This is a genomic window from Granulicella sibirica (assembly GCF_004115155.1).
Classification (GTDB): Bacteria; Acidobacteriota; Terriglobia; order Terriglobales; family Acidobacteriaceae; genus Edaphobacter; species Edaphobacter sibiricus.
The window spans coordinates 193,057-213,298 of sequence record NZ_RDSM01000001.1 but is presented as its reverse complement, the minus strand read 5'-3'; the positions used below and the strand labels follow the sequence as shown (position 1 = coordinate 213,298).

Below are 20,242 nucleotides of genomic sequence, written 5' to 3'. Positions count from 1 at the left end.
CCACAGCAAAAAGAGGGGCCGCTGGATGCGGCCCCTCTTTCGTACAGTACAGAGGTCCTACTGCACGCTCAACGTGATGTCATCCAGCACGAAAGAGGTCTCCTTGGAGGAGTTCTCCTTACCGGTGAACTTCAGCACGATCGTCTTGCCGATGTAGGCAGCCAGATTGAAGGTGCGCTGCTGGTAGCCCGTTGCGGCATTCAGGTTGGAGTAGGTGGCGAGCGTTCCGAGGACCGTGCCCGACGTGTTGAGGACCTGGACGGAGAGTGTATCGTTCGCGGCTGTCTTGCTCGTTTCAGCCGTATCGATATGCAGGAAGAAGCTGAGCGTCGCCGTCGTTTTGCCGGCGGGGATCACAATCTGCTGGTTTGCCGTATCGGTGTGCGTGCTTCCGTAGCCATCAAGCCACGCGTACCAGGAGCCGGTATGAGGGGTCTGGCCGGAGCAGGAGCTTGTGCTGCAGATGACTCCCGAGGTAAGAACCCATGGTGTCGTGGTTGCTCCGTTCTCGAAGCCCGGATTGCTGATGATCTGGGTCGCTCCGCCCGTCGCCGCCGTGATGGTGAGGGCGATAGTCGTCGTGTGCGTCAGCGATCCGGAGGTTCCGGTGATGGTGATGGTGGCCGAACCAGCTACCGCGGTGGTTGCGACGGTGAGGGTCAGGACGCTTGTGCTGGTGGTGCTCGCCGGGCTGAACGAAGCGGTGACGCCGGTGGGCAGACCGCTCGCGCTGACGGCGACCGTTCCGGCGAAGGAGTTGAGACCAGCAACGCTGATGGTGCTCGTGCCGTTCGCCCCGGCGACAATGCTCAGGCTCGCGGGTGAGGCGGAGAGGGTGAAGTCAGGTGTGGTGGTGGCGCCACCGGCGAGTGTAGCGATGAGCGCAGGGCCATTCGGGCTGCCCCAGCCGGTGACGAGGTCGTATCCTGCTACGGCGTTGAAGCCGCTCCCTGATCCGGCTGAGGGCTTGTTGTTGCCGCTGACGATGTCATGGAAGTCAGCCGCGAAGCTCGAGCCGACGCCGATGTTATAGATGCTTGGATTGAGGAAGCCGAGAGTGCTCTTACCGTTGGCAACCGCCTGCTGGTTGGCGAGGGCGATCAGGCCAGCCCAGCGCGGTGTCGCGTAGCTGGTTCCGCCGTAGCCGGACTCGAACGAACCGTCGATGACGGTGGTGTTGTCGAAGTTGGCTTCGGCGGCGACATCGGGGGCATTGCGCAGGGTCGTCGAACCCTTGTTGGAAGAGTTGATCACGCCCGCAAGCTGCTGATAGGTCGGGATTGCGGTGCCGCTGACGTAGCCGCCGCCACTATCCGCCCAGCCGGTTTCAGACTGCCACGAACCGCCTGCGCCGTTGGTGACGAGGTCGGTTCCGCCCACCTGGGTAATGTTCGCGTCGACCGATGGCGGGTCGTAGGTGGAAGAGTTGAACTGGCCGGAGTCGCCGGTGGCGTTCAGGTAGCTCTGCCCCTGCGCCTGAAACTGCTTGAAGATGGGGTCGGACACGGTGCCGAAGTCTCCACCTCCCCACGAACTGCTAATGACTTTGGCGACGTTGTCGGTCGCCATCTGGTTGAGCACGTCGGTGGAGCTGTTGCCCTCATAGAAGAGCACCTGGCTCAGGCCGGGAGCCATGCCGATGACGTTGACGATGTCGAGGATCTGTTCGCCGTCGTCGCAGGTGTTGTTGTTGACCGTGCCGTTGGCGTTGAAGCCAAAGCAGGCACCGTTGTAGCCGGCCACGAGGACGTTGTTGACGGGAACCGACGAGGTCATGCCGACGGTCGAGTAGTAGAGGGAGAGATCGCTCGTGATGTAGCCGTCGTAGGAGAAGATTGCGACCGTCTGGCCGGCGCCCGTGAGCGGTCCGGAGCCGTAGTATGCAGCGCGCATGTCGCTCGGTTTGTATGTGTTGCCGGGACCGGATCCGGTGATGTGTGCGATGGCTTCGGCCGAGATGGTGCTGGAGGCGTTCGTCGTTGGTGCGTTGCCCTTGCGGTAGTGGGGCCGCGGCGGGGTGGCGTCATCCATGCCTGATATACCGAGGAGTGGCACGGAGAGGTCGAGCGTCGGCTCACGATCCGGAGCGTGGAAGGTTCGCTGCGTCGTGCTGTCTTGGTACGTATTCAGCAGGACGTTAAAGGCGCGATCGATGGTGTCGATGGAGCCGTCGACGTCGACGACGCGCCGGTTATCGGTCGTGCGAGTCACCTTGAGGCCCTTGGCCTGCGCCCAGCGTACGACGGTGTCGTAGTCCTGCTGGGTGGGAGCGTAGCTCGCGGTGAACTGGGCGGAAGTGAGGTAGTGGTGGTAGTTCGGGCTGGTTGGATCGTAGATCTGCTTGAGCAGGGCATCGAGCTGGGCCTCGTTCCGCAGGGGAAGGCTGAGGGCAAGCTGTAGGTGGCGCGTGCTGTCGGCCGAGCCGACGAGGCTGGCTTGGCCGTTCCGGATGATCTGGGGAACGTGCGTGGAGAGGGGATGGATCTGCTGGGCGGTCGCGGTGGCCGCAGAGACGGCGAAGGCGAGGGAGACAGCGCCGGAAAGAAGCTTTTGGGAACGAGGTATCTGCATAAGGCTCCGTGTGGACCGAGGTCTCCGATGAACTGGGTAAAGCGGACGGGGAGGATGGAGGCGGAAGCTGCTATGGCCCTTTTGTTCGTGGAAGGCTTGAGTTGGGTCAGGCTATCCTCCCCAAAAGTGGGAGTCAATCACACGGATGGGGGAAATCGGAACGAGGAGGATCGTTGCGGGAATCCGGCTGTTCTTGTGACCGGGGCATATACTGGAAAGGTGAGTAAGACGTTTTATATCGAGACATTTGGCTGCCAGATGAACGCCCACGACTCCGAAAAGGTGATCGGGACGCTGGAGCAGCAGGGCTATGCGCGGGTGCAGGATGAGGCGGATGCGGGGCTGATTCTTTACAACACATGTTCCATCCGCGATAAGGCGGAGCAGAAGGTGTTTCACCGGCTGAACGAATACAAGAAGATGCAGGGCGAAGGGAAGAAGTTCGCCGTGCTCGGGTGCGTCGCGCAGCAGGAGGGCGAGAAGATCTTCGACCGCGCTCCGTATGTGTCGCTCGTGTCGGGATCGGCTTCGTACCGGAACCTGCCTGGCATGCTGGCGCGCCTGGAGGCGGGCGAACAGAGGATTACCGGGCTCGACGATCGGCAGACGGATGAGACCTTCGAGACGGAGTTCGTCGCGAGGACCAATCCGCATCGCGGCTACATCACCATCATCGAAGGCTGCGACAAGTTCTGCGCCTACTGCGTCGTGCCTTATACGCGTGGTAAAGAACGGAGCCGCGCGGCAAACTCCGTGCTGGACGAAGCGCTCCGGATGGCTGATCAGGGGTTCACCGAGATCCAACTGCTTGGGCAGAACGTGAACTCGTACCACGATCCATCGCAGAAGATGAGCTTCGCGGAGCTGCTGGCGGCGGTCGGGAGTGTTCCGGGGATCAAGCGCGTGCGCTTCACGACGTCTCATCCGAGGGACTTTACGAAGGACATCGTCGATGCCATTGACGCGGTGCCTACGCTTTGCGACCATGTGCATCTGCCGGTGCAGAGCGGTTCGACGGCGATCCTGAAGGCCATGAACCGCGAATACACGCGCGAGTGGTATCTCGAGCGCATCAGTTGGATCAAGGCGGCGAAGCGGGAGATCAGCATGACGTCTGACATCATCGTCGGGTTTCCGGGTGAGACCGATGAGGATCTCGAAGATACGGCTACGCTGCTCGACGAAGTTGGGTATGACCAGATCTTTGCGTTCAAGTACTCTCCGCGGCCGAACACGCCTGCGGTGACGATGGCGGATTCGATTCCGGACGAGGTGAAGGCAGCGCGTTTGCAGGTCCTGCTCGAACGACAGCGCGAGATTCAGAAGCGCAGCTATGCTCGTCACCTCAACGAGGTGATGGACGTGATGGTTGAGGGACATAATCATCAGCGCAAGCAGGTGGTTGGACGCAGCTCGCAGAATAAAACTGTGAACTTCACGACGTCGGACCTGATTCTGCCGGCGCTTGGGAACTACCAAACGGTTCGGATCACGCAGACCTTCCCAAACAGCCTTGTGGGCGAGATGCTGAGGGTGAACTGATGGCGGATGAACTGGGTCTGACGACAACTCGCGCAGCAGGCAGCAAGACCGAGGTCGAGATGCAGATTCGCGGGTTGATGATGGATCCGGTGACGAATATGCCGATCGTTGTCCTCAAAGATGTGGACAGCGACGCGGTTCTGCCGATCTGGGTGGGAATCTTCGAAGCGAACGCCATTGCGCTCGAGCTTGAAAAGACAGCTACGCCGCGGCCGATGACTCATGATCTTCTCCGCAACATGGTTCGCGGGCTGAATGGCCGGATCAACAAGGTCGTCGTGTCGGAGATGCGGCAGGACACGTTTTACGCTGTCGTCTGGATGGAGCAGGGCGGTGAGATGGTCACGCTCGACGCTCGTCCTTCGGACGCGATCGCGCTTGCGCTTCGCTCCGATTGCCCGATTTACGTCGCGCAGGATGTTCTGGAGCGTTCGCGGCAGGTTTCGGACGGCGCGGGAAACATCAACGCCGACGAATTGCGCCGCTGGCTCGAAAACCTGAACGACGACGAGATGGGCCGTTACAAGATGTAATGCAGCAGAAGCCCTCCCCCCTCCCCATTGCCCGCGTCTAAGTACTTTGCTATGAGTAGCTTGCAGACCTTGTTGGGCTGCAAGCTACTCATAGCAAAAGACTTACGGCTAAATATTAGCAAATGAAGGGGTTACGCCTGTGGGACCATGTTCCGACAGGTGACTCCCGTTCACTGCTTTAATTGTATCGAACCCACCATAACTAAAAGGACACCGACTTTTCCCCATGGAATCAAAGACTTACATGGTTTTGGGGCTTGACAACTTTTCAGCGACCGCGGTTGAGGGCTCGTCGGCGGAACTGCATCAGAGCCAGCCGCACAGGATTGCGACGCGCTCCGACCATTCCTCTTCTGTTGGGATCGTGGGCAGAGGCCGGTCCAAGTGGGTGCCGGTGCGGACCGACCGAATCGCCTCCGAGAGTGCCGGTAGCATCGAGGCCTCATCCCCCTGCATCACGGTGGCCCATGGCGTCCGGAGCAGGATGTCGCTCACGCCTGACTCGCGATGCAGCAGGACTGGAATGCCTCGCTGGAGAGCTTCGATGGCTGGGATTCCGTATCCCTGGACCGCGGGCATGAGGAAGAGATGGGCCTGATCGTAGAGTTGCTGGAGGCGCTGGTCGCTCACGAAGCCGTGGAAGTGGACGCGCTCCGAGATGCCGAGGCTGGCTGACAGCTCCGTGAGCGCTTGCATCTGGCTTCCCTTGCCGCTCACATCGAGACGCCAGGGGAGGGTTGGAGGAAGCTGAGCGAGCGCGCGGAGGATCCAGTCGATCCGCTTGTTGTTTTCGAGGCGGGAGACGGTGAAGAGGCGAATCTCGCCGAGTACCGGGCGAAGCCGGAAGGCGTTCGTCTGGGATAGACCACCCATGCGAACGATGTCGGCCTCGACACCAAATGTCCGTCGGGTCTCGGCCTGGAGATATTCGCTTGTCACCAGCGTGTGCCCGCCGGAACGCAGGCCGTGCGCGACGATGCGGTCCGAGAGGCCGAGGGCAAGCCGACGCTTCAGGCTGGCGGCGTCGGCCGGGGTGGTGAAGAGGCCTGGGGTGTCGTGCATGAGGTTGTGGAAGCCGCGCAGCCCGGCGATGGTCGCGTGGAGAGCGGGTTGATAGCCGGAGGTCAGGGGTTTGCGCTCCGGCGGGTTGGCCGCGAAGTAGCGTCGGAGCGCCGCGATCTTCGACCAGGGACTCATGCTTGGCTTCAGTTGGACGACCATGACCGGGTGCGCGGCGTGCGCGGCCATGCCAGCGCGGTCAACGTAGGTGACGATCTGGTGGGGGAGATTGTGTTCGTAAAGCCAGCGGGAGAGCGCGAGGCAGCTCCGCTCGGCACCGCCCATCTCCACGACCTCGGCGAGGACGATGGAGCGAGCGGCGGCGTCTTGTGAGGATGCGGCTATGGGGTCTCCCTGGCGATTCCAGTGACTGACCTTGCGGTGACGGGCGACGGGAACGGAACTGCAAGAGCCAGTGCAAACGCAGATTCCCTTCGGGAATGACAACCAGAAAGACAACAGCAAGGCGGAAAGGCAACGGCGGGAGCAATGTCAGGCGCTTTAGCGCTGGGCGAGGGCGTCGAGATTCTGGAAGAACTCGGGGAAGGAGACCGCGGCGGCTTCCGCTCCGTCGATCTCGGTCTCTCCCTCGGCGCGAAGAGCGGCGATGGCGAAGGCCATGGTGATCCTGTGGTCGAGGCCGGAGTCGATGGTTGCGCCATGCAGAGTCTGGCCGCCGGGGATGTCGAGGCCGTCCTCGTACTCGGTGAACGTCGCTCCCATCGCCTTGAGGTTCTTCGCGACGAGCGCGATGCGGTCGGACTCCTTGATACGGAGTTCCCTGGCGTCGCGGATGCGGATGCCATCTTTCGTGTAGGGTGCGATGGCGGCGAGGACCGGAAGTTCGTCGATGAGTTGCGCGGAGAGCGCTCCGTTGATGTCGATGCCCTTGAGCCCGCCTGGCGCGCGGTTGACGCGGATCGTTCCGATGAGTTCGCCGTGATGCTCTTCGACAGTGAGGACCTGGATCTTGCCGCCGAGCGCCACGATCACGTCCAGCAGGGCCGAACGCGTCGGGTTCATGCCAAGCGAGTCGAGCACAAGATTCGAGTCCTCGAAGAGCAGAGCAGCACAGAGGAAGAACGCGGCCGACGAGAGGTCGCCGGGAACAGTCGCGTCGACACCGGTGAGCTTCTGGCCTCCGTTGATTGAGAGGCGGTCGATGCCGTCATCACCCTTCGTCCGCGAGAGGGTCGCGCCGAAAGCCCTGAGAGCCTGTTCGGAGTGGTCGCGGGTCCGGATGGCCTCGGAGAGCGTTGTCGTGCCTTCGGCTTGCAGACCGGCGAAGAGAACGGCGGTCTTTACCTGGGCCGAGGGGATCGGCGTATCGAAGCTGATGGCCTTGAGTGGACGTCCGTGGATCGTCATTGGCGCGTGGCCATCGGTGAGATGGATCTCAGCGCCCATCTGCATCAACGGCTTGCGGATGCGCTCCATGGGACGGACGGTAAGGGAGTGGTCGCCGATAAAGGTGTAGGTGCCGGGATGCGGGGCGACGATGCCGGCGAGCATGCGCATGGTCGAGCCGGAGTTGCCACAGTCGAGCGTGGCTTCGAGGCCCGGCCAGCTGCCAGCGAGCCCGGTAATCGAGATGGACTTGTCTTCGTGCTTCTCGACCTTTGCTCCAAGAGCTTCCATGCAAGCGAGCGTGGAGTGCGGATCGGCGCCGGTGGAGAAGTTGCTGAGGCGCGTGGTGCCCGACGCGAGGCCGCCGAGCATGGCGTAGCGGTGGGAGATGGACTTGTCGCCGGGGAGCGTGAGGGAGCCTTGCAGGGTGCGAGCTGGACGAACGATTTGCGTGGACATTCGCTTACCAGTGTATCGGGTGAGGCGGCCCCGGTGGGTTATCGCAGGAAGACAAGATACCCCGCCATGGCGACGCCAACGATCGCGAGGACAACCGCGAGCGCGACGGCTCCCTTCGAGATCTGCCCAGGAACCCAGCTTCCCGAGGCAAGCTCGCGTGTGAGCGTGACGTGCCGGAAGACGGCGTACAGGTTCACCGCGACCCCGAGCGCAACGAGAGCAACCCCCGACCAGACCGAGAGGCCGGTTGTCTGAACCGGTGGATGACCGCTGCCTCCGCCGATCTCCCGGAGGAAGAGGCCGAAGCGTGCGACGGCGAATCCGATGCCCATGAGTCCAAGTCCCGTCCTAATCCACGCGAGGAAGGTTCGCTCGGCTGCGAGGTAGACACGGGGATCGTTCTGTTCGGGAGATGCCGGCATCGGACGAGGCAGCTTTCTCAGGTAACGCGAAGGACGACCACGGTCTCGTCGTCGAAGTGGTCGGTGCCCGACTGGAAGAGGGTGACGGCCTCGAGGATGGCTTCGACCGCGGCCTCCGCTGAAGTATGGGCGGTCGGGTGGTGCTGCAGGAGGGTCGCCAGGCGCTCTTCTCCGAACATCTCTTCCTGCGGATTGAGCGCGTCGACGATGCCATCGGAGAAGAAGACGAAGAGATCGCCGGGAACGGACTGGATGATGGTCTCCTCGTAGGTTGCATTGGGGAAGAGTCCGAGAGGGAAGCCCTCGACCTGAAGCGTCCGCACCGCGAGAGCGTCGGTGAGCGATTCTTTATTCGTCGTGACATACATGGGCTGGACAGACCCCGCGTTCGCGAGCGTGAGCGTCCGGTCGTTGTCGTCCCAGACGGCCATAAGCATGGTGACGTACTGCGCGGCGAGCCGGCGCTCCTGGAGCTGATCGTTCAGTGCCGCCAGCATTTTTGCGGGACTTAGCTGCTGCGGAGCCAGAGAGCGCAGGATACCCGAAACGAGCGCGGCGTAGAGGGCAGCGGGCGCCGCCTTACCGGAGACGTCTCCGACGGCGAGCGCCACACGGCCGGGGCCGTAATCGAGGAAATCGTATACATCGCCGCCGATGGACCTCGCGGCCATGAAGCGGGCTGCGATCTCAGCCCGGGCCGGCGTTGGTGGGGCGGCCGGCAGGAGGCGGAGCTGGACCTCGCGGGCCATGGCGAGGTCGCGCTCCAGGCGCTGCTCTTCTTCGTGAATGCGTTGGTAGAGGCGTGCGTTGGCGATGGAGATGGCGACCTGCGCAGCGAGGGTCGAGAGCGTACGCTGGTGATCGTCGTTGTAGTAGTTCACCCGCGTATGTTCGAGGTCGATCACACCGATGACATTGCCTTTGTAGACGAGCGGGGCGGCGAGTTCCGAGCGGGTTTCGGGGTTGGCCATCACGTAGCGCGAGTCGCGCCGGACGTCCGGGGAGAGGATTGGAATGCGCTGGGCGGCTGCGGTGCCGATGATCCCGTCGCCGAGCGAGACGTTGCGCTCCCGCGTAATACGCTCGCCGTACCGCGTGGAGAAGCGATGCTCGAGCTGTTCGGTTGTGGGGTTCCAGAGCAGGATGGTGAACATCTGGAAGTCGATGACGCGCTTCATCGAGAGGCCGATGCGCTCAAGCAGGTCGTCGGGATCGAGGATGCTCGTGATCTCGCGAGAGATCTCATTGATGACCGTAAGCGTCTGGGCCTGGCGAGAGACGCGCGTGTACAGGCGGGCATTCTCGACGGCGACGGCCATGCGAGAGGCGACAAGCTCCAGCAAGCGCTGGTGTTCCGGGGTGAAGAAGGCGACGATTTCGGACTCAAGATCGAGGACACCGATGACCTTGTTCTTGACGATCAACGGGACGGCGAGTTCAGACCGAACCGACGGATTGGCGCTGATGTAGTGGTCGGTATGCGGGCCGGTGGTGACGTCCTCAATGCGAAAGGAACGCCGCTTCAGCGCCGTCTGGCCGACGATGCCGTGGCCGACCTTCACGCGCATGCGCTCGATCTCGGGTGTGTGGCCCACCTGGAAGCGCATCCAAAGCTCGTGCGTGCGGTCGTTGAGCAGGAGGATGGCGAAGATGCGGTAGTCGATGATCGACCGGACGAGATCGGCCACGCGATGCATGAGCGTGTTGAGGTCGAGCGTGGCGTTGAGGGCGTCGGCGAGGGTGTGGAGGAAGTCGACGGCGAGGGGCTCGACCCGGATATTCGGGTTCGCGGCATGCGGGTGAAACAGCGCGCGCGGGCTCGCGTCGGGGTCGGCGATCAGGTCCACGATCTCGGGTTTGATGTCAGAGGGCATGCGGCGTAGCGATCATTCTACTGTGATTGGGGATCGGCGGTTGTAGTGGTTTTCGTGCGGAATCCGGTTCGTTTCAGGGTATTTGGGGATGGGCGCGCCGGAAGGAGTTGCCGCTAAATCGACCCAGTCAGGGCGCTGACGGGCGCGAAGAGATCCATCTGGGTCGTCGCCGGCTCCTCTTTAGGCGCGGCACCGGTCGGGATGTGGTCCGGCGTGATCAGGTAGGGGAGTGCCTGCTTCACGCGGACGTTGAGCTTGCGAAGATCATCGAGGACGAGCTGGTGGTAACGGCGGATCGAGAGGATGCGCTCGACGTTGCGATAGCCGATGCCGGGGACACGCAAGATGGCTTCGCGTGGGGCTGCGTTCACGTCGACGGGGAAGAATTCGGGATGGGTGCGGGCCCATGTGGTCTTCGGATCCTCCGTGAGCGAGAGGCTTGGGTTCTCGTCGGTGGTCAGTTCCGTGGCGTCGAAGCCGTAGAAGCGCATGAGCCAGTCGGATTGATAGAGCCGGTGCTCGCGGATGAGTGGAGTGGCCTTCAACGGCAGACGGGAGTCTGCCTCCGGGTAAGGGGAGAAGCCGGTGTAGTAGATGCGCTTGAGCTTGTACTCCCCGTAGAGATGGGTGGCCGTTGAGAGGATCTGCCGGTCGCTGGTCGAGGTTGCCCCGACGACCATCTGGGTGGATTGACCCGCGGCAGCGAAGGAGGCTGGCTTTCGGTTTGGAGATTTCTTTCGGTCCTCGTCCGACTCCTGTTTTCGTACGTGGATCTGGTTCATCGTCGTTTCGATGACGGAGGATTTCTTTTCCGGCGCAAGCTGAACCAGGTCGCTTTGCGTGGGTAGCTCGATATTGGCTGAGAGGCGGTCGGCGTAAAGGCCGGCCTGGGCGATCAGGCGTTCATCGCATCCGGGAATCGTTTTTAGATGGATGTACCCGCCGAACTTGTGGACCTGGCGGAGGGTGCGGGCGACCTGGATGAGCTGCTCCATTGTGTAGTCCGGCGACTGGATGATGCCGGACGAGAGAAAGAGACCTTCGATGTAGTTGCGCTTGTAGAAGTCCAGGGTGAGGTTCACGACCTCTTCCGGCGTAAACCGTGCGCGTTGGATGTCCGATGAAACGCGGTTGACGCAGAACACACAATCGTATGTGCAGAAGTTCGTGAGCAGAATCTTGAGCAGCGAGACGCATCGCCCGTCCGGCGTGTAGGAGTGGCAGATGCCTTCGCCGTCGGAGTTGCCGAGACCGCCGGGTGTGGCTTTGCGCTTTGCTCCCGACGATGCGCAAGAAGCATCGTACTTTGCCGCATCGGCCAGGATCTCGAGTTTCTGTTGTGTGTTCATCATGGCGTCCGCAGCTTTCAGTTTAGCGAAGGAAAGGTGAAGCAATTCAGAACTCGAAGGTGGAAGGGAATTGTGTTGACAGGATGGAAGGGGGCCGATACAAACGGTCCGCGTATGGGATGGAGTCAAACGTCGTTTTCGAGGAGAGTCAATGCTTGGGTCGGTCGTTCTGGACGTCGCAATCGGAATGTCGTTTGTCTATCTTCTGCTTAGCCTGATCGCCTCCGTGGTTCAGGAAATCATCTCGACGTTTCTGCAACTCCGCGCGGCGAACCTGGAACGTGGCATCCGCAGCCTGGTGTCGGGCGACTCCATCTGGGGGAAGGACCTGGTGGATGCAATCTACGATCACGGCCTCGTGCGTGGACTGTATTCCGATCCGCAGAAGGATTCGGGGAAGAAGACGGGATCGGTGAAGCTTCTGGGAAACGCGATACGGAAGGTGCTCCGATTCCTCATCGGGATTGAGCCGGATAAGCCGGTGACCGTGGTGAGCGATCCGATGCTTCTGCCTGCTTACATTCCGGCCCGGACCTTTGCTCTGGCCGTGATCGATATCCTCAATCGAAACAAGGCGACCGGGGATGAGACGATGAAGCAGATCGCGAACTCTCTTGCCGAGCATTACTGGAAGTACGAGGAGAATAAGGCAGGGGAGGCGCTGTTTTCGCTTGCGGTCAGTGCCAAGTTAGACCTCGAGAGCTTCCAGACGCATCTCGAAAGCTGGTACAACGACGGCATGGACCGGGCGTCCGGCTGGTACAAGCGCTACACGCAAAAAATCCTGCTCTGCATCGGCATCATCCTTGCCGTCACCTTCAATGTCGATTCGATCCGTGTTGCCCGAGCGCTCTATACCGATCGTGATGTTCGCCAGGCAATGGTCAGCGCGGCTTCATCCTACAGCGCGACTACGGTGAACACCGATCCATCGACGAGCCCTGACTCCAAAGAAGTTGGCGATTTGGCCCTCTACAACAAGCTGACCAACTCAGCGAAGGCGTTCGACAGCGTGGCGAATGCTGCCTTACTTCCGGTTGGGTGGAAAAGCGGCTTTTTCAAACTGCCAGACGGAAACATGGAGAAGGTGTATCTCTTTATCGGCTGGCTTCTGACCGGAGCCGCGCTTTCGCTCGGCGCGCCATTCTGGTTCGATCTTCTGAACAAGTTCATGGTCGTCCGCAGCACGATCAAGCCGCAGGAGAAGAGCAAGGACGAGGGCTCGAAGGACTGATCTGGCTTGTTTTGGCCATGCGTCTATTTCCTGCCTGGATCATCTGATGGGTATGGACACCTTTGGTACGGGGTTGCGGTTGTCAGTGTTGGATCAGGCGCCGGTTCCTGCGGGAAGCACTCCGGCGGATGCGTTGCAGAACTCGATCTCGCTTGCGAGACGTGTGGATGCGCTCGGGTACAACCGCTTCTGGATGTCGGAGCACCACGCGATGGACACTCTTGCCTGCTCCGCGCCGGAGATCATGCTGGCGCGGATCGGGGCTGAGACGAAGCGCATCCGGATCGGTTCCGGGGGGATCATGCTGCCGCACTACACCTCGCTGAAGGTGGCCGAAGTCTTTCAAACGTTGGAAGCGCTCTACCCGGGCCGCGTCGACCTTGGCATCGGGCGCGCTCCCGGCGGCGGCCCTCTGGAGTCGATGGCGCTGAAGCGAAATCGGAAGGCGCCGTCTGTAGACGATTTCCCCGAGCAGGTCTCAGAACTCCTTGCATTCCTGGATAAGGGCTTTCCTGAGGAGCACCCGTTCTCCCGGCTGAAGATGTCTCCCGACACAGCGGGCAAACCCGATGTCTGGATGCTCGGCTCGAGCATGTGGAGCTCCGCGGCTGCCGTGGAGTTCGGCCTTCCCTATGCGTTCGCGCATTTCTTTTCGCCGGTGGCGACGCGCGCGGCCATCGAGCAATACCAAAGGGCCTTCCGCCCGGGAACGCGAAAAGAACGGCCCGAGGCCACGGTGGCCGTCGGTGTCATTGCAGCCGAGACGCAGGAAGAGGCCGAGTATCTCGCCTCCAGCGTTCGACTTTTGCAGGTCAGGATTCGGCAGAACGACCGGAGGCCGGTGGCCTCTCCCGAAGACGCGCTCCAGGAACTGAAGCTGTGGGGATCCCTTCCGGCAGAGGAAGGGGAGTTTCCTCGCTACTTCGTCGGCACTCCGGACAGGGTCGCGGAAGAGCTTACAGCCATGGCGCGAGAGCTGGAGATCGGCGAGCTGATCGTGAACACTATCGTGTGGGATCACGCGAAGCGACTCCGCAGCTATGAACTCCTGGCGGGTGCGTTCGGCGGCCTGGGTGTAAGCGAAGCTGCGTCGCGCGGCCTTGTTGCGTTTGTCTGAACTCCTTGCGTCCGTCTGAGCCCGTCCGTCCGTCTGAACTCTGTGCGTCCGCCGGCTATTCGCTCCGCAGGGCGATCATTGGATCGATCTTCGAAGCCTGCCGTGCGGGCAGGTAACAGGCGACCGATGCGACCGCCACAAGCAGCGCTGCGACGGCGATCAAGGTAAGAGGGTCGTTCGTCGCAACGCCGTAAAGCTGGGCTTTCAGAATCGCCGATACGAGAAAAGACGCCGCGACGCCAGCGGCGATTCCTGAGAGAACGGGCTGCATTCCCTGGCGAACCACGTAGAGCATCACTCCGGATCGGGTAGATCCAAGCGCCATGCGGATGCCGATCTCCGCGCGCTGCCGGCTCACGAAGTAGGCGACGACTCCATAGATTCCCGCGGCGGTGAGCAGAAGGCCAAAGAGTCCCAGGATCGTGAGAACAAGGCTGTAGAAACGTGCCGAGGCGATCGATCGCGCAAGGCGCTGATCCATCGTGAGCGTATCGCCGAGGGGAAGTTCGGAGTCGACCTGTTGCAGGACCGAGCGCAGGAGTTCGGGTCCGGCGACGGTCCCTGTCCGGGTGCGGGCGACAAGATAGAGCGATTGCTCGGACCAGTGCCACGGGTTCAGCGGCACCTGAGCGATCGGGAGGTAGACCACGGCTGGGGGAGAAACCATCAGCCCGTTTTCGTGCACGTCGGCCACAACTCCAGCGACTTCACGGAGCGGCGACACGGGGTCAAGATCGGGAAGCCGCATCTGCTGGCCCACCGCTTCGCGCCCGGGCCATAGCCGTTTGGCGAGCGTCTGGTTCACGATGACTACCTGGGCTGTCCCCGTGCGGTCCTGCGGACTGAAGACGCGCCCCTGGACAAGAGGAATCTGCATCGTGGCGAAGTACGATGGGCTCACATACTGCATCTCGGTAGACGCTTCGTTGGCTTGCGGCGGCGAGGTCACGTCCGGCTTCAGGTTCAGGCCCAGCGTGCTCGTACTGAGCGGAACCTTGGACGTAAGCGCGGCGGAACGGACCCCGGGTTGTGCGGCGAGCGTTTCTAGGATTCGCTCATAAGCTGTCACGATCTGTGGAGCGGTGGCGTACCCGGTTGAAGGCAGGGACGTTCGCCCCGCGATCACCTGTGCGGGCTCGAAGCCCGGATGGACATTCTGAGCGGCAATAGCCGAACGGATGAGCAGACCGGCGGCGGCCAGCAGCACAAGCGCGAGCCCAACCTCGACGGCGATATATAGGTTGCGCGTGCGATCGCGAGCGAGCCCGGCGACGCTTCGTCCACCCTGGACCAGGGCTCCCTGAGCGTCGACGCGGGAAGCACGCAGGGCAGGAAGCGTTCCGGACAGAAGCGCGCAGCAGACGGCGAGACCGAGAAGGATGAGAAGGACCGTGGGATCGATGCCCGCTTCGCCGAGACGTGGGATGGCAGCGCCTCCAAGCTGCCGTGCCAATCGGATGCCGGTATAGGCGAAGAGAACTCCGGCAGCCGCGCCAGCAAGCCCGAGCAGAAGGCTTTCGGTAAGGAACTGGCGAAGAAGACGAGTGCGCGAAGCCCCGAGAGCGGCGCGGATCGTGAGCTCGCGGGTGCGGCCTGTCGCGCGGGCAAGAAGCAGGTTGGCGACGTTCGCGCACGCAATGAGGAAGACGGAAGAGACGGCCGCGAGGAGAAGGAAGAGTTGGCGTCGATAGTCGCCGATGAGGTCCGCGGCGAATTCGCCGACGCGGATGGTGCGGCCACGGTTCATCTCGGGATAGCGCGCTTCGAGGACACGTGCCTGAACATTCATTTCTGCCTGGGCCTGGCGCAGCGTGACACCTGGCTGAAGGTGCCCGAAGACATACAGAACCCCTCCCGTCCAGTTCATCTCCTGCCCGCTGAGTCCAAGAGGAACCCAGAACTGCTCCGCGTTGGGACGGAGATCGAAGCTCGCGGGCATGACGCCGATGACGGTGTATGGCTCGCGGTCCAGATGAATCTCCCTTCCGAGAACGGAAGGATCGCCCGAGAATCGATCGTGCCAGAAGCGATGACTGAGGACGATAAGGTGCTGCCGCGGTGGTGTGTCGTCTTCCGCCGTGAAGGTCCGGCCAAGCTCAGGAGCGACGCCGAAGACGGGAAAGAAGTTTGACGTGATCGCTCCTCCCGTCACTTGCGTGCTCGACCCGGTTTCCGAGAAAGTAAATGTCGATTGTTCCAGAGCCGCGAGCTGCCGGAACGAGTGCGTGTCCCGCCGCCAGCTATCGAAGTTGCGTGGGGTAACGACATCGTCGCGCCCCTCGCGCGTCGACCAGACGGTGACGATCCCTGCCGGATCCGCGAAGGGCAGGGGACGGAGCACGACAGCATGGATGACCCCAAAGACCGCTCCGACGGCCCCGACGCCGATGCCAAGTGTCAGCACCGCGAGCAGCGTCGTGGGCCATCGGCGACAGAGCTGGCGAAAGCCATAGACCACGTCCTGCCCCCACCCCGAGAGGTAGTCTGACCGGCGAGCCTGGGCATCGTTCCGGCTCTGAAGCTGGCGGCACGTTTCGCGCACTTTGCGGATATCGCCGAAGGCTTGCGCAGCTTCAGCCTCCGCGGCCTTGCGTGTCATCCCCTGACCGATGAGTTCGTCGACCTTCGTTGCAAGGTGAAAGGTGAACTCGTCCTCGACGTCCTGCTCGGGGTTCGGACCGAAGAAGCGAAGATACCGGCGGAACATCGGTGTCTTCGGCATCACGCGTTCTCCGGCGCTGGCCGCTGCGTAGCCTGAAGGACCTTGGTGACGGCTTCCGTGTAGGAGTGCCACGTCTTCACCTCGGCGTGCAGACGCTGACGTCCTTCCGGAGTGAGGTTGTAGTACTTTGCGCGCCGATTGTTTTCCGACAGCCCCCACTCCGCGACAATCCACTTCTTAGCTTCCATGCGGTAGAGGCTCGGATACAGAGCGCCTTCCTCGACCAGGAGCGCGTGGTCGGTCTGTTGGCGGATCGCGCTGACGATCGCGTACCCATGCAGCGGCCCCCAACTCAGCGTCTTGAGGATAAGCAGGTCGAGCGTGCCGCGGATGATGTCGAGTTCGGTTTGCTTCAACGGATACTCCCCTTAGCTTTCAAGGGGAGTATCACACGGCTCCCCTAAGATTTCAAGGGGAAGAGTCTGGTCGCAAAAGGACTAGTGGCCGACGGCCTCTTCCGGGTACAGCCGAATGTCCGGAATGTTGCGATAGATCTCGGCGTAGTCCATGCCGTAGCCGATCACGAACTGGTTGGGGATGCTGAAGCCTACGTAGTCGGCCTCGATGGGAACGAGGCGGCGTTCGGGCTTGTCGAGGCAGGTCGCGATCTTCAACGAGGCAGGCTTGTGCTGGAGCATGAGGCCGCGAAGATAGCTCAGAGTGAGTCCCGTATCAAGTATGTCTTCGACCAGGATCACGTGCTTGCCCTCGATGGGGTTGTCGATGTCCTTGATGAGCTTGACGGCTCCGGAAGAGACACGGGCGCGGCCATAGCTGGAGACGGCGACGAAGTCGAAGGTGTTCGAGATCTGAATCGAGCGCGCGAGGTCAGCCAGGAAGATCGCCGCACCCTTGAGAACGCCAATCAGGACGATGGGGTGCTGGCTATCCGATTCCGCGGCGTAATCGGCGGAGATCTGATCGCCCAGCGCCTTCACGCGGGCGGCGATCGCCTCCTGCGAGAAGAGGACCTCCATGGTCGAGGCGGGTGGGAAGGAGGGCGGCTGGACTGTCTTGCTGGTGGGCATGAGGAATAGGGTATCGCGGATGAAGCTGTGGGGAAAGGCCGGATCGAGGGGGATCGCGGTGCTCCTATTGCGACGGGTTTCGCGTTTGACGCGAGGCCGAACGTTCTATACTTGAGGTTGCCGCGTACGTCAGCGGGGACGAGGTTTATGTATCCGTTTATCCATGTAGGGCCGCTGCATCTCGGGACGTTTGGATTGTTCCTCTGGCTGGCGGCGGTAGCTGGCGGCATCGTGCTGCACAAGAACTTCCTCCGCAATGGTGTGGATGCGGATGCGTTGAACGTCGTGACGCTGGTTACGGTGGCCGGTGTTCTCGGCGCGAAGACGTGGCACGAACTGCAGGATGTTCCGGCGCTGGTCGAGGCGATGCGGCAGATTGCGCTTCCGGGATGGCATCATCCTTTCGAAGTTCTCACCGGGTTTCTGCGGTATTTTCAGTCAGGTGTGGCCTGGTTCGGTGGGCTTCTGGCTGGTATTGCAACTTTGATGTGGCAGGGCCGCGAGGCGCGGCCGGATGGAATGTCGGGCTGGTGGGCGTCGGTGCGCATGCTCGACCTGGCTGCCCCGGCAGCGGCTATTGGGTATGGCATTGGCCGCATCGGCTGCCTCACCTCGGGCGATGGCGACTACGGCAAGAACACGACGCTTCCGTGGGGTGTTCACATGGCGAGAAACGCGCTCGTGCCGCCGACACCACCGGATGCGCTCGTGCAGCCGACTCCGATTTACGAGTTCCTGTTCGCGCTGGCAATCGGCTGGGTGCTCTGGAGGCTGGGCCGCAAGGTTCTTCCACTGGGCTGGCTAACCGGCCTCTACCTGGTGCTGAGCGGCATCGGGCGCTTCCTGGTTGAGTTCGTTCGCATCAACCCGAAGCTCTATTTCGGCATGAGCAATGCGCAGACAGCGGCTCTGGGAAGCGTGGTTGTGGGTATCGTCGTCATGGTCTGGGCAAGTAAGAAGGACGTGAAGGTGGCCCCGCCGATGGAGATCGAGGCCGTCGCGGCCTCCTGATCGCCTAGAGGAGTTTCAGGTAAGCCTTGGCTTCCTCGAGCTGCGGGAACAGCCTCTCTTCCGCCTGGAACTCGCGTGAGTGGACGCAGCGGCGCCCGGCCTTCACGCGCACCGGGTGTTTCAGGTGCAGCATCTCGTGGTACAGCAGGTACTCGACCGCGCACCGCGGCGTATCCGGCCGATCGAAGACGCGTGAGACGACGATGGTGTTGTGCGCCGCGTCGTAGTGCCCAAGCATGCGGCGCGCGTGGTGTGCCGACCAGGTCAGCGTCGGCCTCCCAAGCAGACCGTGGAAAAACCGCGCATTCAGGCTCTCGAAGACCTCGTTCAGATCGTAGAAGTGCCCTTCCGGAGTCGTGATGCGCTTGCGCCCACGCGTCTGCCGGATGTGCTCCGCCTGCTTCGAAATCGCCTCGGACGAGACGTGGCGACGGTAGCGATCGGCGTGCGTGGGCTCGATGGGCTTCTTGTACAGCTTCGCCAGCAGGATATGCGCGATGGCGTGATGCACGGTCTCGGGCGCATGCTCGAGCAGGTCTGATAGCCGCACATGCAGGTTTCCCTCGCGCAGGCGAATCGTCGTGTTCAGCGAGGTGAAGCGGCGGAAGCGGATGTCGAGTGGGGGAATGGGAGCGCGCGGTCGAAGTTCGCGATACCGTTCTTCGAAGATCTGGACCAGGGGAGCTTGCACGGCTTTTGTGAGCTTAACACGCGGCGGCTGTGGATTCGAAGACGTACGTTTGCGTCTGGCCGCTGGCTTCTTCGCCACTTCCGGCGGAGCTGTAAGGAGCTCGGCTTCGGGGGCGAACGCCGGAAAAAGGCGTTGAAAGAAGTCGCGAATGGACGGGCGGCGGCTCAGTGGGGACGTTCCTCGTATGCATGCGCGGGCTCATCTTTCGGGGGAGGATGGGCCAGGAACCAGGCTTTTTGCTCTTCGATGAGCTTCGTCGAGGACTCGCGCAGATCGCGGACAGCCTCAAGGGCTAGTTTCCGGCTCACGTTATAAGCCTCGTTGTCGGCGGGCGTCTTCAATGCGGTGGCCCATCGATCGGTCGCGGCCAGAAGCTTCGGCAGCGACTTCCGAATATCCCTGTGGCGCGGGCCATAGTCATCGAGATTGTCGTCCAGCTCATCGGCGATCGAGGTGAACTGCTCACACAAGTCGTGGATATCCTCCTCGCGGCCCGGGCGGCGAGGCTTCGTGGCAAGCTGCTGGATGGAATTTGAGCGCTCGTCGAGGAACTTCACGAAGGCAAGCACGCGGTCGGAGGCGACGTAAGCCGTCTCTCGCAGAATCTCGACTTCTTTTTCGGAGAGAGCGGACTCGTGCGCCTGGGCGCGGAGGATCGGGGTGAAAAATAGAAGAAGAGCGGTAAGGAAGACGCGGCTCAGCATGAGGATCTGAAAAAAGCTTACATCAGCCGTCGCATCGCAGCACTAGTGGCTGAAGACCTGGTCGAGCAGTTCGCCCTGGACGTGATCCAACTGCTTCAGTGTCGCCTCGAGCGTCTCTTTATCTTCGCTGGAGGCAGCGTGGAGATAGCCGGAGAGGCGATAGGTCGTCTTGTGCATCAGCATCTCGGCGTTCTTCAGGCGCTTGGTGTCCCTGGCCAGGCCCATGTGGATGAGGTGGGCATACTGCTCAACCCGCTTCAGCGTCTGGCTGGCGTGTTCGACGTCACCATCCAGCATCTGTTTGCCGGCCATCTCGGTCATGTTGTGTATCAGTTCCGTATACAGGAAGCATTGCTCACGCGGGTTCGCCGAGGCGGCGCGGGCTTCAAGCTGGGCGATACCTTGCGAGTCGAGGATGACGTCGCCCGCCGCGGCGCGGCAAGAGGGAACCGCCAGAAGAAGGACGAGAGCGGGGAAAACTACTGTGGGAACGGCTACGGAACGGATTGCGAGTCTGACCTTGAATCGCATGGTGCACCTCGAGACATCTGCGCGAGGAAGGAACTTCGGTCCTGGACG

Annotated in this window: 17 protein-coding genes; 5 read left to right on the top strand and 12 right to left on the bottom strand. The window is 61.9% G+C overall.

Translation table 11 applies throughout. The features are described from left to right. Positions 1-57: 57 nt before the first annotated feature. Complete coding sequence (locus GRAN_RS00845) at positions 58-2,571, bottom strand: S53 family serine peptidase (RefSeq protein WP_128911146.1); 2,514 nt, start codon at positions 2,569-2,571, stop codon at positions 58-60. A gap of 219 nt (positions 2,572-2,790) precedes the next feature. Between GRAN_RS00845 and miaB the strand changes: the two genes are divergently transcribed. Together miaB and GRAN_RS00835 are read left to right on the top strand one after the other, a co-directional pair. Continuing rightward, positions 2,791-4,113 carry a tRNA (N6-isopentenyl adenosine(37)-C2)-methylthiotransferase MiaB gene (miaB, locus tag GRAN_RS00840; protein WP_277751193.1) on the top strand — a complete coding sequence of 441 codons (1,323 nt, stop codon included), beginning with the start codon at positions 2,791-2,793 and terminating at the stop codon, positions 4,111-4,113. Continuing rightward, positions 4,113-4,646 (top strand): bifunctional nuclease family protein, encoded by a 534-nt coding sequence (locus GRAN_RS00835; RefSeq protein ID WP_128911144.1) that lies wholly within the window; start codon positions 4,113-4,115, stop codon positions 4,644-4,646. The genes miaB and GRAN_RS00835 overlap by 1 nt, the downstream gene beginning before the upstream one ends. Positions 4,647-4,952: 306 nt before the next feature. On the opposite strand, the gene GRAN_RS00830 is transcribed toward GRAN_RS00835, so the two are convergent. From GRAN_RS00830 to GRAN_RS00810, 5 genes are all read right to left on the bottom strand, one after another. Then, the gene (locus tag GRAN_RS00830; RefSeq protein ID WP_241654256.1) at positions 4,953-6,152 is read right to left on the bottom strand and encodes a glycosyltransferase family 4 protein; all 1,200 of its coding nucleotides are present in this window, start codon (positions 6,150-6,152) and stop codon (positions 4,953-4,955) included. Positions 6,153-6,206: 54 nt separating this feature from the next. Further along, positions 6,207-7,511, bottom strand: a complete 1,305-nt coding sequence (gene aroA, locus GRAN_RS00825) for a 3-phosphoshikimate 1-carboxyvinyltransferase (protein ID WP_128911143.1) — start codon at positions 7,509-7,511, stop codon at positions 6,207-6,209. 38 nt (positions 7,512-7,549) lie between these two features. Continuing rightward, the gene (locus GRAN_RS00820) at positions 7,550-7,933 is read right to left on the bottom strand and encodes a YidH family protein (protein ID WP_128911142.1); all 384 of its coding nucleotides are present in this window, start codon (positions 7,931-7,933) and stop codon (positions 7,550-7,552) included. Between the two features lie 17 nt (positions 7,934-7,950). Further along, a complete protein-coding gene (locus GRAN_RS00815) occupies positions 7,951-9,807 on the bottom strand; it encodes a SpoIIE family protein phosphatase (protein ID WP_128911141.1) in 1,857 nt (618 codons plus the stop codon). Between the two features lie 113 nt (positions 9,808-9,920). Then, a complete protein-coding gene (locus GRAN_RS00810; RefSeq protein WP_206662687.1) occupies positions 9,921-11,159 on the bottom strand; it encodes a putative DNA modification/repair radical SAM protein in 1,239 nt (412 codons plus the stop codon). A 148-nt stretch (positions 11,160-11,307) separates the two neighbouring features. On the opposite strand from GRAN_RS00810, the gene GRAN_RS00805 reads away from it, so the two are divergent. After that, positions 11,308-12,390, top strand: coding sequence for a hypothetical protein (locus GRAN_RS00805; RefSeq protein ID WP_128911139.1), 1,083 nt, complete (start codon positions 11,308-11,310; stop codon positions 12,388-12,390). 52 nt (positions 12,391-12,442) lie between these two features. Further along, complete coding sequence (locus GRAN_RS00800) at positions 12,443-13,507, top strand: LLM class flavin-dependent oxidoreductase (RefSeq protein ID WP_241654255.1); 1,065 nt, start codon at positions 12,443-12,445, stop codon at positions 13,505-13,507. Positions 13,508-13,562: 55 nt separating this feature from the next. Here GRAN_RS00800 and GRAN_RS00795 read toward each other — a convergent pair whose 3' ends face one another. The 3 genes from GRAN_RS00795 to hpt form a co-directional block, all read right to left on the bottom strand. Further along, positions 13,563-16,229 carry an ABC transporter permease gene (locus GRAN_RS00795; protein WP_128911137.1) on the bottom strand — a complete coding sequence of 889 codons (2,667 nt, stop codon included), beginning with the start codon at positions 16,227-16,229 and terminating at the stop codon, positions 13,563-13,565. After that, entirely contained in the window at positions 16,229-16,585 is a 357-nt protein-coding gene (locus GRAN_RS00790) for a PadR family transcriptional regulator (RefSeq protein WP_128911136.1), read from the bottom strand. Before GRAN_RS00790 ends, GRAN_RS00795 begins: the two co-directional genes overlap by 1 nt. A gap of 81 nt (positions 16,586-16,666) precedes the next feature. Then, positions 16,667-17,257 (bottom strand): hypoxanthine phosphoribosyltransferase, encoded by a 591-nt coding sequence (gene hpt / locus GRAN_RS00785; protein WP_128911135.1) that lies wholly within the window; start codon positions 17,255-17,257, stop codon positions 16,667-16,669. Between the two features lie 147 nt (positions 17,258-17,404). Here hpt and GRAN_RS00780 point away from each other — a divergent pair, with 147 nt between their 5' ends. Continuing rightward, the gene (locus GRAN_RS00780) at positions 17,405-18,268 is read left to right on the top strand and encodes a prolipoprotein diacylglyceryl transferase (protein WP_128911134.1); all 864 of its coding nucleotides are present in this window, start codon (positions 17,405-17,407) and stop codon (positions 18,266-18,268) included. Between the two features lie 4 nt (positions 18,269-18,272). Here GRAN_RS00780 and GRAN_RS00775 read toward each other — a convergent pair whose 3' ends face one another. From GRAN_RS00775 to GRAN_RS00765, 3 genes are all read right to left on the bottom strand, one after another. Beyond that, a complete protein-coding gene (locus tag GRAN_RS00775; RefSeq protein WP_128911133.1) occupies positions 18,273-18,959 on the bottom strand; it encodes a M48 family metalloprotease in 687 nt (228 codons plus the stop codon). Positions 18,960-19,123: 164 nt separating this feature from the next. Beyond that, positions 19,124-19,663 (bottom strand): hypothetical protein, encoded by a 540-nt coding sequence (locus GRAN_RS00770; RefSeq protein WP_128911132.1) that lies wholly within the window; start codon positions 19,661-19,663, stop codon positions 19,124-19,126. A 42-nt stretch (positions 19,664-19,705) separates the two neighbouring features. Continuing rightward, complete coding sequence (locus GRAN_RS00765) at positions 19,706-20,194, bottom strand: hypothetical protein (RefSeq protein ID WP_128911131.1); 489 nt, start codon at positions 20,192-20,194, stop codon at positions 19,706-19,708. Between the last annotated feature and the right edge of the window lie 48 nt (positions 20,195-20,242).